The sequence below is a fragment of the Cupriavidus sp. GA3-3 genome (assembly GCF_000389805.1).
Taxonomy (GTDB): domain Bacteria; phylum Pseudomonadota; class Gammaproteobacteria; order Burkholderiales; family Burkholderiaceae; genus Cupriavidus; species Cupriavidus necator_D.
In genome coordinates this window covers 104517-117639 of record NZ_KB944461.1, presented here as the reverse complement: position 1 = coordinate 117639, position 13123 = coordinate 104517, and the positions used below count along the sequence as shown (strand labels likewise).

At 68.9% G+C, this 13123-nt stretch carries 14 protein-coding genes; 11 read left to right on the top strand and 3 right to left on the bottom strand.

From position 1 onward, the window contains the following. Positions 1–166: 166 nt before the first annotated feature. Complete coding sequence (locus C265_RS03245) at positions 167–733, bottom strand: cob(I)yrinic acid a,c-diamide adenosyltransferase (RefSeq protein ID WP_010815036.1); 567 nt, start codon at positions 731–733, stop codon at positions 167–169. 316 nt (positions 734–1049) lie between these two features. On the opposite strand from C265_RS03245, the gene C265_RS03240 reads away from it, so the two are divergent. From C265_RS03240 to C265_RS03190, 11 genes are all read left to right on the top strand, one after another. Further along, positions 1050–2480, top strand: a complete 1431-nt coding sequence (locus C265_RS03240; RefSeq protein WP_010815037.1) for an FAD-binding oxidoreductase — start codon at positions 1050–1052, stop codon at positions 2478–2480. 14 nt (positions 2481–2494) lie between these two features. After that, entirely contained in the window at positions 2495–3385 is an 891-nt protein-coding gene (locus C265_RS03235; RefSeq protein WP_010815038.1) for a LysR substrate-binding domain-containing protein, read from the top strand. A 12-nt stretch (positions 3386–3397) separates the two neighbouring features. Further along, a complete protein-coding gene (locus tag C265_RS03230) occupies positions 3398–3928 on the top strand; it encodes a GNAT family N-acetyltransferase (protein WP_010815039.1) in 531 nt (176 codons plus the stop codon). A gap of 251 nt (positions 3929–4179) precedes the next feature. After that, complete coding sequence (locus C265_RS03225) at positions 4180–5694, top strand: FAD-linked oxidase C-terminal domain-containing protein (RefSeq protein ID WP_010815040.1); 1515 nt, start codon at positions 4180–4182, stop codon at positions 5692–5694. An 8-nt stretch (positions 5695–5702) separates the two neighbouring features. After that, positions 5703–6620 carry an ion transporter gene (locus tag C265_RS03220; RefSeq protein WP_010815041.1) on the top strand — a complete coding sequence of 306 codons (918 nt, stop codon included), beginning with the start codon at positions 5703–5705 and terminating at the stop codon, positions 6618–6620. A 27-nt stretch (positions 6621–6647) separates the two neighbouring features. Beyond that, on the top strand, positions 6648–7751 hold the full coding sequence (gene glcE, locus C265_RS03215) for a glycolate oxidase subunit GlcE (protein WP_010815042.1): 1104 nt from the start codon (positions 6648–6650) through the stop codon (positions 7749–7751). Between the two features lie 43 nt (positions 7752–7794). After that, positions 7795–9048 carry a glycolate oxidase subunit GlcF gene (gene glcF / locus C265_RS03210; RefSeq protein ID WP_010815043.1) on the top strand — a complete coding sequence of 418 codons (1254 nt, stop codon included), beginning with the start codon at positions 7795–7797 and terminating at the stop codon, positions 9046–9048. A 77-nt stretch (positions 9049–9125) separates the two neighbouring features. Further along, positions 9126–9503: a CidA/LrgA family protein gene (locus tag C265_RS03205; protein ID WP_010815044.1), complete on the top strand. Its 378-nt coding sequence runs from the start codon at positions 9126–9128 to the stop codon at positions 9501–9503. Continuing rightward, on the top strand, positions 9500–10225 hold the full coding sequence (locus C265_RS03200; protein WP_010815045.1) for an LrgB family protein: 726 nt from the start codon (positions 9500–9502) through the stop codon (positions 10223–10225). The genes C265_RS03205 and C265_RS03200 overlap by 4 nt, the downstream gene beginning before the upstream one ends. Before the next feature lie 85 nt (positions 10226–10310). After that, the gene (locus C265_RS03195; RefSeq protein WP_010815046.1) at positions 10311–10682 is read left to right on the top strand and encodes a VOC family protein; all 372 of its coding nucleotides are present in this window, start codon (positions 10311–10313) and stop codon (positions 10680–10682) included. 22 nt (positions 10683–10704) lie between these two features. Then, positions 10705–11394 (top strand): YafY family protein, encoded by a 690-nt coding sequence (locus tag C265_RS03190; RefSeq protein WP_010815047.1) that lies wholly within the window; start codon positions 10705–10707, stop codon positions 11392–11394. Positions 11395–11400: 6 nt separating this feature from the next. On the opposite strand, the gene C265_RS03185 is transcribed toward C265_RS03190, so the two are convergent. After that, positions 11401–11895 carry a glutathione peroxidase gene (locus C265_RS03185; protein WP_010815048.1) on the bottom strand — a complete coding sequence of 165 codons (495 nt, stop codon included), beginning with the start codon at positions 11893–11895 and terminating at the stop codon, positions 11401–11403. A gap of 72 nt (positions 11896–11967) precedes the next feature. Then, the gene (locus tag C265_RS03180) at positions 11968–13107 is read right to left on the bottom strand and encodes a PilT/PilU family type 4a pilus ATPase (RefSeq protein WP_010815049.1); all 1140 of its coding nucleotides are present in this window, start codon (positions 13105–13107) and stop codon (positions 11968–11970) included. Positions 13108–13123 lie beyond the last annotated feature (16 nt).

Sequence of the window (13123 nt, the reverse complement as noted above, 5' to 3'; positions counted from 1 at the left end):
CTATCCGCGCGGCTGCAATTCAACCTGAGGCCGAAATGTGGCCGCCCGGGGGCTTTTCAAGGGCAGAACCGGCAAATCCGAGTAATTTTCTCGGTTTCTGCATGCTTTCAACGGCATCCGCCGCCGCAGGTTAAGCGGACGGCGCGGCGCGGCCGCCGAAAGTGGCCTATTCCATACCTCCTGGCGCGTCGCGATCGCGCTGCCACAACACGTCGGAACCGCCGCCGGCCCGGTTCAGCACCCGCGCCAGCACGAACATCAGGTCCGACAGCCGGTTCAGGTACTGGCGCGGGGCCTCGTTCAGTGGCTCGGCCGCGCCCAGCGCCACCAGCGCGCGCTCGGCACGGCGGCACACGGTGCGGCAGACATGGGCCTGCGCCGCGGCGCGGCTGCCGCCGGGCAGGATGAATTCGGCCAGCCGCGGCAGGTTGGCGTTGTAGTCGGCGAGCCAGGTATCGAGCTGCGCCACCTGCTCAGGCTTGAGCAGGGTGTAGCCCGGGATGGACAGCTCGCCACCCAGGTCGAACAGGTCGTGCTGGATATGCAGCAGGGCGGCGCGCACGTCGTCGGGCAAGGCCTCGGTCAGCAGCACGCCGACGTGGCAGTTGAGCTCGTCGACGTCGCCGATGGCGGCGATGCGCGGGCTGGCCTTGCCGGTGCGGCTGCCGTCGCCCAGGCCGGTGGTGCCGGCGTCGCCGGTGCGGGTGGCAATCTTGGACAGGCGGTTGCCCATGCCGGTCTCCTCGTAAGCGTGTGGTAGTCGTGGTCCGCCCTGCAACGCGGGGCGCCGGGGGAAAGACGCATTATCGCGCCGGACCGCCTCGGCGCGCCAAGCGCTTGTGTCCCGGCGCTTGCTGTGCGGCTATCGGCCAGTACCGGCCGCCGCAGTGCCCGGCCAGGGTGCATGAGCCGCCGCGCGGCGTAGAATGCCGGTAGCCCCCATTCGTCGCCCATTCGATAACCGGGTCGCGCCCCTGCCGGCCAGACCGGAGCTTGCTCCGCAGCGCCGCCGCCGGCACCACCGTCGCGCCGACCCGCCGGAGACCCGCATGAACCACCCCACGCCGTCCGCCACGCTCGCCCGCCGTCCGCTGCCGCCCGCCTTCAGCGAAGCCCTGGCGGCGCGCTTCGGCGACCGCTTCACCACCTCCGCCGGCGTGTGCGAACACCACGGCCGCGACGAATCCCCGTTCCCGCCGGCCGTGCCCGACGCCGTGGTCTTCGCCCACAGCACCGAGGAAGTGGCCGAGGTGGCGCGCCTGTGCAACCAGCATGGCGTGCCGCTGATCCCGTACGGCGCTGGCTCGTCCCTGGAAGGCCATCTGCTGGCCGTGGCAGGCGGCATCAGTCTGGACCTGTCGCAGATGAACCGCGTGCTGGCGGTGCAGCCCGAGGACCTGACCGTGACCGTGCAGCCCGGCGTCACGCGCAAGCAGCTGAACCAGGAAATCAAGGACACCGGCCTGTTCTTCCCGATCGACCCGGGCGCCGACGCCTCGCTGGGCGGCATGTGCGCCACGCGCGCCTCCGGGACCAACGCGGTGCGCTACGGCACCATGCGCGAGAACGTGCTGGCGCTGACAGTGGTAACCGCCGACGGCCGCGTGATCCGCACCGGCACGCAGGCGCGCAAGTCGGCGGCGGGCTATGACCTGACCCGGCTCTTTATCGGCAGCGAAGGCACGCTCGGCATCATCACCGAGGTGACGGTGCGGCTCTACCCGCAGCCGGAGGCGATCTCCGCCGCGGTGTGCGCCTTCCCCAGCATGGGCAGCGCGGTGCAGGCGGTAATCCAGACCATCCAGCTGGGCGTGCCGGTGGCGCGCGTGGAGTTCGTCGATGCGCTGGCGATCCGAGCCATCAACCGCCACGACAACCTGACCCTGCCCGAGACCCCGCACCTGTTCTTCGAATTCCACGGCACCGAGGCCGGCGTGCGCGAGCAGGCCGAGACCGTGCAGCAGATCACCGCCGAGCACGGCGGCCAGGGCTTCGAGTGGGCCACCCGCCCGGAGGACCGCAGCCGGCTGTGGAACGCGCGCCATACCGCCTACTTCGCCATGCTGCAGCTCAAGCCGGGCTGCAAGTCGGTGACCACCGACGTGTGCGTGCCGATCTCGCGCCTGGCCGACTGCGTCACCGAGACCGAGAAGGACCTGAACGCCTCGGCGCTGCCCTGCCCCATCGTCGGCCATGTCGGCGACGGCAACTTCCACGTGGCGATCCTGGTCGACCCCGACAAGCCCGAAGAGATGGCCGAGGCCGAGGCCATCAACCAGCGCATCGTCGAACGCGCGCTGGCGATGGGCGGCACCTGCACCGGCGAGCACGGCGTGGGCTTGCACAAGCAGCGCTTCCTGGTGGAAGAACACGGCGAGGATGCGCTCGACGTGATGCGCGCGATCAAGGACGCGCTGGACCCCAAGCACATCCTCAACCCGGGCAAGATCTTCAGCGCCACGCGCGGCGGCTCGCAGTAAGGCGTGCCGAGCTGATGGCCTCCATGTTCAACCGCGTCCCGCCGCTGCACCTGCTGATCGCCTTCGAGGCAGCGGCGCGCCTGGGCAGCTTCGCGCGCGCGGCCGAAGAGCTGTCGGTCACGCCCAGCGCGGTCTCGCACCGCATCAAGAATCTTGAGGAGCTGTGGGGCGAAGACCTGTTCGTGCGCGCCAACGCGGCGCTGCGGCTGACCGCCGCCGGCACGCGCTACCTGCGCAACGTGCAGGACGCGCTCAAGTCGCTCAACGAGCTGGCGCGGCCCGAATACAACAAGCTGCGCACCCGGCTGCGGGTGGCGATCCCGCCCACCTTCGGGCGCCAGCACCTGGTGCCGCGCCTGCCCGAGTTCGGCGCGCTGTATCCGCATATCGACCTCGAGCTGCACCTGGCGATCCCGTTCCTGGACGTCAAGGCCGAGGACACCGATGTCGAGATCCGCTACGGCACCGGCCGCTACCCTGACCTGAAGACCACCCGGCTGCTGGTCGAGCCGGTGTTCCCGGCGTGCGGGCGCGAGTACTACGAGCGCGTCAACGGCCGCGCCATCACCAAGCCGGAGCACCTGCACGGCCTGGTGCTGCTGCGCAGTCCGCTGGAGCCGTGGAAGCCGTGGTTCGAGACTGCCGGGCTGGATTGGGTCGAGCCGCAGACCGGGCCGCAGTTCAACGACATCGGCCTGATGCTGGAAGCGATCGCGTCCAACCAGGGCGTGGCGCTGGTGCGCCAGCGCATGGCGCGGCACTGGCTGTCGCTGGGGCAGATGGTGCGGCTGCTGGAGGTGGAATCGGTCTCGCCGCACGGCTACTACATCGTCGAGCGCGAACAGGCCCCGCTCAAGCCCGAGGCGCGCTATTTCGTCGACTGGCTGCTGAGCCTGGACTGGTAGGAGACTGACCCCATGGAAATCCGCTTGCTGACCCCCGCCGATGCCGCCGCCTTCCAGGCGCTGCGGCTGCACGGCCTGGCCGAAGCGCCGGAAGCCTTCGCTTCCAGCCTGGAGGAGGAACAGGACCGGCCGCTGGAAGTCGTCGCCGGGCGCCTGGCCGCGACCGAGGGCAAGGCCGTATTCGGCGCCTTTGTCGACGGCAGCGATGGCAGCGCGCTGGCCGGCGTGGTCGGGGTGATGCGCGAGGAAAACGCCAAGCACCGGCACAAGGCCTTTATCTGGGGCATGTACGTGGCCCCGGGCTGGCGCGACCGCAAGCTCGGCCGCGCGCTGATGGAGCGGGCCATGGAACAGGCCGCCGCCATGCCGGGCGTGCGCCAGGTGACGCTGTGCGTCAATGCCGGCAGCGCGGGCGCGGTGCGGCTGTACGAGTCGCTCGGCTTCGTGCGCACGGGGCTGGAGCCGGATGCGCTGTACGTCGCGCCGCACTTCCACGACAAGCTCGACATGGTCTGCTTCCTGCCGCAGCCGCCGGCACGCTGAGTCCGGCCGGACCGCCTTCCCTGCACCCGCGCTGCGGTGTACGCTGGACTTGCGTCGCCTGCCAGGAGTGATTTCCCGCGCAGCCATGATGAGCATTTTTGATCGGCCTGCCATGCGGAATTCACGTGTCCCGTGGTGCCCGCGCCAGGTGCCCTGCGCTATAGTCACCCGTCCCCGCGGCAGGCCCTGCATTGCCGCGACCGGCAGGCCGCGCACCGGCCGCCATCCAGGAGGCCCCACAGGAGTCGTTCATGAATGCCCCGCACGAAGCCCAAACCATCGCCCCCGACGGCGCCCATGCCACGGCCGAAGGCCGCCGCAGCGCGCTGCTGGCCGGCCTGGCGCAGATCCTGCCGGATGCCGCGCTGCTGTGGAAGCCGGAAGACACCGTCCCCTATGAATGCGACGGCCTGGCCGCGTACCGCCAGGTGCCGATGGCCGTGGCCCTGCCCGACACCGAGGAACAGGTCTGCGCGATCCTGCGCCTGTGCCACAAGCTGGGCGTGCCGGTGGTGCCGCGCGGCGCCGGCACCAGCCTGTCGGGTGGCGCCATGCCGATCGCCGAGGGCCTGGTGCTGTCGCTGGCCAAGTTCAAGCGCATCCTGTCGGTCGATCCGTACTCGCGCACCGCGGTGGTCCAGCCGGGCGTGCGCAACCTGGCGATCTCCGACGCCGCCGCACCCCACAACCTGTACTACGCGCCGGACCCGTCCTCGCAGATCGCCTGCACCATCGGCGGCAACGTCAGCGAGAACTCCGGCGGCGTGCACTGCCTGAAGTACGGCCTGACCGTGCACAACGTGCTGCGCGTGCGCGCGGTGACGATGGAGGGCGAGGTGGTGGTGTTCGGCTCCGAGGCCCCCGACTCGCCGGGCCTGGACCTGCTGGCCGTGCTGATCGGCTCCGAAGGCATGCTGGCCGTGGTCACCGAGGTCACGGTGCGCCTGATCCCCAAGCCGCAGCTGGCGCAGGTGATCATGGCCTGCTTCGACGATGTCGAGAAAGGCGGCAATGCGGTGGCGGACGTGATCGCCGCCGGCATCATCCCGGCCGGACTGGAAATGATGGACAAGCCCGCCACCGCCGCGGTCGAGCAGTTCGTGCATGCGGGCTATGACCTGGATGCCGCCGCCATCCTGCTGTGCGAATCCGACGGCACCCCGGAAGAAGTGGCCGAGGAAATCGAACGCATGAGCGCGGTGCTGACGGCATCGGGCTGCACCCGCATCGTGGTCTCGCAGAACGAAGCCGAGCGCCTGCGCTTCTGGAGCGGCCGCAAGAACGCCTTCCCCGCCGCCGGCCGGATCTCGCCGGACTACTACTGCATGGACGGCACCATTCCGCGCAAGCACATCGGCACGCTGCTCAGGCGCATCGAAGCCATGGAGCAAAAGTACGGCCTGCGCTGCATCAACGTGTTCCATGCCGGCGACGGCAACATGCACCCGCTGGTGCTGTTCGATGGCGCGGACCAGGACCAATGGCACCGCGCCGAGCTGTTCGGCGCCGACATCCTGGAAACCTGCGTGGAACTGGGCGGCACCGTCACCGGCGAGCACGGCGTGGGCGTGGAGAAGCTCAACTCGATGTGCGTGCAGTTCTCGCCCGCCGAGCGCGATGCCTTCTTCGGCGTCAAGGCCGCCTTCGACCCGGCGCGGCTGCTCAACCCGGACAAGGCCATCCCCACGCTGGCGCGCTGCGCGGAGTACGGCAAGATGCATGTGAAGCGGGGCCTGCTGCCGCACCCGGAACTGCCGCGCTTCTGAGCCACGCCATGTCCAGCCCACGCCGACGCCAGCAGCAGGAAGCGTTCATCCGCCAGCGCCTGGGCCAGCCCGAGGCCGGCTGGCGCCAGCGCTGGTACACCATCATCTTCGAGGCCGATACCCGCGAGGGCCGGCTCTTCGATGTCGCGCTGCTGCTGGCCATCGTCGCCAGCGTGACGGTGGTGATGCTCGACAGCCTGCCCGCGGTGAACAACCGCCTGGGGCGGCTGTTCACCGTGCTGGAATGGATGTTCACGCTGTTCTTCACGGCCGAGTACATGATGCGCATCCTGGTGGTGCGCCGGCCGTGGCGCTATGTGTTCAGCTTCTACGGCATCATCGACTTCGTCTCGATCATGCCGACCTGGCTGGCGTTCTTCCTGCCCGAGCTGCATTTCCTGATCGACGTGCGCCTGCTGCGGCTGCTGCGCGTGTTCCGGATCCTGAAGCTGACCGTGTACTTCGAGGAGGCCGAGATCCTGTACCGCGCGCTGGTCAACAGCCGCCGCAAGATCTTCGTGTTCCTGGGCACGGTGTTCATCATCACGGTGATCCTGGGCACGGTGATGTACGTGGTGGAAGGTCCGCAGCACGGCTTCACCAGCATCCCGGTCAGCATGTACTGGGCGGTGGTGACGCTGACCACCACGGGCTTCGGCGACATGGTGCCCAAGACCCCGCTGGGGCAGTTCATCACCTCGCTGACCATCCTGCTGGGCTACGGCATCATCGCCTTCCCCACCGGTATCGTCGGCGCCGAGCTGGCCGCCAGCATCCTGAAGCGGCCGCTCACCACGCGCACCTGCACCCATTGCCTGACCGAGGGCCACGAACCCGACGCCGGCTACTGCAAGCATTGCGGCAGCCAGCTGCCCGAATACCAGAACGACCGGCCGGAAGTGCCCGGCGGACCTGCCGGCTCCTGAGCCGGCCTTCCCTACCCCACGACGCATATGCAAGCCACCCTCGACGCCATCCGCGACGCCGTCAGGCAAGCCACCGAGACCCGCACCGCGCTGCGGCTGCGCGGCGGCGGCAGCAAGGACTTCTACGGCCAGCCCGCCGCGGGCCAGCTGCTGGACACGCGCGCCTATGCCGGCATCGTCGACTACGACCCGGCCGAGCTGGTGATCACCGCGCGCTGCGGCACGCCGCTGGCCGAGATCGAGGCGGCGCTGGCCGAGAAGCGCCAGATGCTGGCCTTCGAGCCGCCCCATTTCGCACTGCCGGGCCAGCCCAGCACCGCGACGCTGGGCGGCGCCGTGGCCGCGGGATTGTCGGGCCCGCGCCGGCAGTCGGTGGGCGCGCTGCGCGACTTCATGCTGGGCGCGCAGCTGATGGACGGCCGCGGCGAGGTGATGGACTTCGGCGGCCAGGTGATGAAGAACGTGGCGGGCTATGACGTGTCGCGGCTGCTGGCGGGCTCGCTCGGCACGCTCGGGCTGATCCTGCAGGTGTCGGTCAAGGTGCTGCCGGCACCGTTCGACGAGGCCACGCTGCGCTTCGAGCTGGCGCAGGCCGATGCCATCGAGCACCTGAACCGTTGGGGCGGCCAGCCGCTGCCGCTGGCGTCTTCGGCCTGGCACGCGGGCGTGCTGCACGTGCGCCTGGCCGGCGCCACCGCCGCCGTGCGCGCCGCGTGCGCCAGGCTGGGCGGCGAGCGCGTGGACGCTGCGGAAGCCGCGGCGCTGTGGCAATCGCTGCGCGAGCAGACCCACCCGTTCTTCGCCCCCGCCCAGGCGGGCCGCGCGCTGTGGCGCCTGGCGGTGCCCACCATCGCCGCGCCGCTGGCGCTGCCGGGCCCACAGCTGATCGAATGGGGCGGCGGCCAGCGCTGGTGGCTGCCCGAGGACGGCACTGACAAGACCGATGCCGAAAGCGTGCGCGCCGTGGCGCAGGCCGCCGGCGGCCATGCCACGCTGTTCCGCAATGGCGACAAGTCAGTGGGCGTGTTCACGCCGCTGGCCTCGCCGCTGGCCGCGATCCACCGCCGCCTGAAAGAGACCTTCGACCCGGCCGGCATCTTCAACCCGCAGCGCATGTACCCCGGGCTCTGACCCGGCACGTCCAGGCATCCCCCCGGCACAACCTCCCCACACCATGCAAACGAACCTGGCCGATTTTCTTCGCAACACGCCCGAAGGCGAGGAAGCCAAATCCATCGTCGGCAACTGCGTGCATTGCGGCTTCTGCACCGCCACCTGCCCCACCTACCAGTTGCTCGGCGATGAGCTGGACGGCCCGCGCGGGCGCATCTACCTGATGAAGCAGGTGCTGGAAGGCCATGCCATCACCGAAAGCACGCGCCTGCACCTGGACCGCTGCCTGACCTGCCGCAACTGCGAATCGACCTGCCCGTCGGGCGTGCGCTACGGCCGCCTGGTCGATATCGGCCGCAAGCTGGTCGACGACAAGCTCGAGGCCGAAGGCGTGCAGCGCCCCGCCCGCGAGCGCATCGCGCGCTGGGTGCTGCGCGAGGGGCTGACGCGCCCGGCGCTGTTCGGCACGGCGCTGCGCCTGGGCCAGATGGTGCGGCCGCTGCTGCCGGGCACGCTGCGCAACAAGGTGCCGGCGCTGTCCAGCACCGCCGCGCCCGGCACGTGGCCGCGCAATGCGCATGCACGCAAGATGTTGTTGCTCGACGGCTGCGTGCAGCCGTCAATGTCGCCCAACATCAATGCCGCAACTGCGCGTGTGTTCGACCGTGTCGGCGTACAACTGCTGGTGGCGCGCGAAGCCGGCTGCTGCGGCGCGATCCGCTTCCACACCGGCGACCACGACGGCGGCCTCGACAATATGCGCCGCAATATCGATGCCTGGTGGCCGCATATCGAGGACGGCGCCGAGGCCATCGTGATGACAGCCTCGGGCTGTGGCGCGATGGTCAAGGACTACGGGCACCTGCTGCGCAACGATCCGAAGTACGCCGAGCGCGCCCGCCGCGTCTCGGCGCTGACGCGCGACCTGTCCGAAGTCTTGCCGGACTTTGCCGACGAGCTGCACACCCTGGCCGGCGCGGTCCCGCGCGACAACCGGCGCGTGGCTTACCACCCGCCCTGCACGCTGCAGCACGGCCAGCAGATCCGCGGCAAAGTCGAAGCGCTCTTGACCGGCCTCGGCGTCGAAGTCAAACTCTGCGCTGACAGCCACCTGTGCTGCGGCTCGGCGGGCACTTATTCGGTGTTGCAGCCGGAACTGGCCTACCGCCTGCGCGACGACAAGCTCGCCAAACTGCAGGCCACGCAGCCCGAAGCCATCGTCTCGGCCAATATCGGCTGCATCTCGCACCTGCAGGGCGGCACCGGCACCCCGGTGATGCACTGGATCGAACTGGTCGACAAGATGCTCGGCTAGCGCGGGCGGGCAGCATGGGCGGCAGCGCGCATCCTTCCGGACGCGCGCCGCGCACCTGCGACCAAACGCCACGCCCCATGCTCCAGACCTTTGCAATCCTGTTGGTTTTCCAGTCCGTCGGCGAGGTGATCAGCTACGCGCTGACCCTGCCGGTGCCCGGCCCCGTGCTGGGCATGATTTTGCTGTTCGGCTGGCTCGTCTTCGACGACCGCCTGCTGCCCATCATCCAGGGCACCACATCTGAACTGCTCAAGCACCTGTCGCTGCTGTTCGTGCCGGCCGGCGTCGGCATCATGGTCCATGCCAACCGCATCGAGGGCGAATGGATGCCGATCCTGGTGGCGCTGGTGGTGTCCACCTGGCTGGCCATCGCCACCACCGCCGTGGTCACGCGCATGCTGATGCGCAAGCGCGCCGATGTCCCGCCCGCCGATGCGAAAGGAGAGCAGGCATGATGACGCCCCGCCTCAACGAGATCTGGGTCTACCTGGCCGCGAGCCCGCTGGTCGGGCTGACCGCCACGCTGCTGGCCTACGTCTTTGCCTTCCGCATCTATGAGCGTTCGCGCTTCTCGCCGCTGGCCAACCCGGTGATGATCGCGGTGGCGCTGCTGGTCACGGTGCTGACCGTCACCGGCACGCCCTACAAGACCTACTTCGACGGCGCGCAATTCGTGCACTTCCTGCTGGGGCCGGCCACGGTGGCACTGGCGGTGCCGCTGTACCTGCAGCTGCCCAAGCTGCGCACCCATGTGTTCCCGCTGCTGGCAGGACTGGTGGCGGGCTCGGTGGTGGCGGTGGTGTCGGCGGTGGGAATTGCCTGGCTGCTGGGCGCATCGCCCGAGACCGTGCGCTCGCTCGCGCCCAAGTCGGTGACGATCCCGATCGCCATGGGCGTGGCCGAGAAGATCGGCGGGCTGCCCTCGCTGACCGCGGTGCTGGTGATGGCCACCGGCATCATCGGCGCGGTCAGCGCCACCAGCGTGCTGAACCTGCTGCGCATCCGCGACTACAGCGTGCGCGGTTTCGCCACCGGCGTGGCAGCCCACGGCATCGGCACCGCGCGCGCCTTCCAGGTCAACCAGGAAGCCGGCGCCTTTGCCGCGCTGGGCATGGGCCTGAACGGCGTGCTGACGGCGATCATGGTGCCGGTGATGGCGGCGTGGATGCCACACTGACACGCTCCTGACAGCACGCTGTCAGCAGCCCCCGCGCATGATGCGAGCTCCCCACTCCCCTTCACCTGGAACCAAGGAGTCTGTCATGAGCAACCGTCTGATCAACTGGCTGGAAATCCCCGTCGTCGACATGAGCCGCGCGGTCGGCTTCTACGAGCAGGTGTTCAATATCCAGCTGCGCCGCGAGACCATGAGCCAGGTCGACATGGCCGTGTTCCCCCACCCCGACCCGGGCGGCGCGCTGGTCGCCGGCGAGGGCTATCGCCCCAGCAACTACTACGGCGCGGTGCCATACCTGCATGCGCCGGAACTGGATGTGCTGCTGGAGCGCGCCGCGCGCGCCGGCGGCAAGACGGTGTTCGGGCCGCTGCGCCTGCCGGGCGAGATCGGCCGCATCGCCCATATCACCGACAGCGAAGGCAACCGCATCGGGCTGCACGAGCCCGTGGCCGCCTGACCCCGATGGCAAGCCGCCCCCGATGAGCCGCCGCGCCGACCGCCTGTTCCAGATCGTGCAGGTGCTGCGCGGCCGCCGCCTGACCACGGCGGCGCTGCTGGCGCAGCGGCTCGGGGTGTCGGAACGCACCGTCTACCGTGATATCCAGGCGCTGTCGCTGTCAGGCGTGCCGGTCGAGGGCGAGGCCGGCATCGGCTACCGGCTGCGCGCCGACTTCGATGTCCCGCCGCTGATGTTCACCGCCATGGAAGTCGAAGCACTGGTCGCCGGCCTGCGCCTCCTGAAAGCCTGGGGCGGCGGCGCGCTGGCCGCCGCGGCCGATCCCGCGCTGGAAAAACTGATGGCCGCGCTGCCGCCGCCGCGCCGGCTGGCAGCGCAGCAAAGCCGCGTGTTCGCGCCGGAATACGTCAACCAGGCGCATGTGCGCGAGGCCTTCGACGTGGTACACGGGGCGCTGGGCGAACAGAAATTGCTGCTGCTCGACTATTGCGACGTGCAGCAGCGCATCACCGAACGCGTGGTGATGCCGCTGGGCCTGTTCTTCTGGGGCAATGCCTGGTTGCTGGCGACGTGGTGCACCACGCGCTCGGACTATCGCAGCTTCCGGCTGGACCGCTGCCGCGCCATCCGCATGCTGGACGACCATTTCCACGAAACGCCCGACCGCTCGCTCAACGGTTTCCTGCGCGCGGTGCGCGCCAGCGGCACCTAGTCCCGCTCAGGCAGCCGGGTCGGACAGCAGCATCTCGATATCGGCGCGCAGCTCGTCGGGCTTGGTGGTCGGCGCATAGCGCTTGAACACCGTGCCGTCGCGGCGCAGCAGGAACTTGGTGAAGTTCCATTTGATGCCCTGGGTACCGAGCACGCCACGCTTTTCCGTGGTCAGCCACTGGTACAGCGGATGGGCGTCGGCACCGTTCACGTCGATCTTGGCGAACATCGGGAAGCGCACCGCAAAGCGCGTTTCGCAGAACTGGCCGATCTGCTGCGCATCGCCCGGCTCCTGCTTGCCGAACTGGTTGCACGGGAAGCCCAGCACCTCCAGGCCGCGCTCGTGGTATTCGTCGTAGAGCTTCTGCAGGCCCTCGTACTGCGGCGTGAACCCGCATTCGCTGGCGGTGTTGACGACCAGCATCACCTTGCCCTGGAACTGCGACAGCGGTACCGGCTGGCCGGCCAGCGAGTTGGCTTCGAACTGGTAGACATTGCTCATGGCAGACTCCTGGGGCCGGAACTGGCCCTTGCGTGGCCCAAGCATAACGCCATGCGCATCACCGTGCACGAATCAGATGACATTGAGATGCTCGGTGCCGGCACCCAGGTCGGTGTCCTTGGCGCTCGCGCTGTGCAGCTTGATCATCAGGCGCAGGTCGTTGAGCGAGTCGGCATTGCGCAGCGCGTCCTCGTAGGTGATCTTGCCTTCCTCGTACAGGTCGAACAGCGCCTGGTCGAACGAGACCATGCCCTGCTCGCGCGACTTCTTGATGACTTCCTTGAGCTCGTGGATCTCGCCCTTGAAGATCAGGTCGGCCACCAGCGGCGTGCCGATCATGATCTCCACCGCCGGCACGCGCCCCTTTTTGCCGGCGCGCGGCAGCAGGCGCTGCGAGATCATCGCCTTCAGGTTCAGCGACAGGTCGATCAGCAGCTGCTGGCGCTTTTCCTCGGGGAAGAAGTTGACCACGCGGTCGATCGCCTGGTTGGCATTGTTGGCGTGCAGCGTGGCCAGGCACAGGTGGCCGGTCTCGGCGTACTGCATCGCGTACTCCATGGTCTCGCGGTCACGGATTTCGCCGATCAGGATCACGTCGGGCGCCTGGCGCAGCGTGTTCTTCAGCGCCACGTGCCAGGACTCGGTATCGATGCCGACCTCGCGCTGCGTGACGATGCAGTTCTGGTGCGCATGCACGTACTCGATCGGATCCTCGATGGTGATGATATGGCCGTACGAATGCGCGTTGCGGTGATCCAGCATTGCCGCCAGCGTGGTCGACTTGCCCGAGCCGGTGGCGCCGGTCACGATCACCAGCCCGCGCTTGGCCATCACCACCTCATGCAGCGTCGCCGGCAGGTCCAGGTCGGCCACCGAGGGAATGCGCGTATTGATGGTGCGCACCACCATGCCGGCCTTGCCCTGCTGGATAAAGGCCGACACGCGGAAGCGCCCGGCCTTGGGCGCGGTGATCGCGAAATTGCATTCGCGGCTGGTGTCGAAGTCCTGCACCTGGCGCTCGTTCATCACCGAGCGCACCAGGCCCAGCGCCTGGGTCGGGTTCAGCGGCTGCTGCGACACCGGCTTGATCTTGCCGTCGACCTTGATCGCCGGCGGGAAGTCAGAGGTAATGAACAGGTCCGAGCCGCGGTTGCTGACCATCAGCTCCAGCAGGTCGTTGATGTACTTGGCGGCGGATTCGCGATCGAGCATGTCGGTGTCCTGCTGG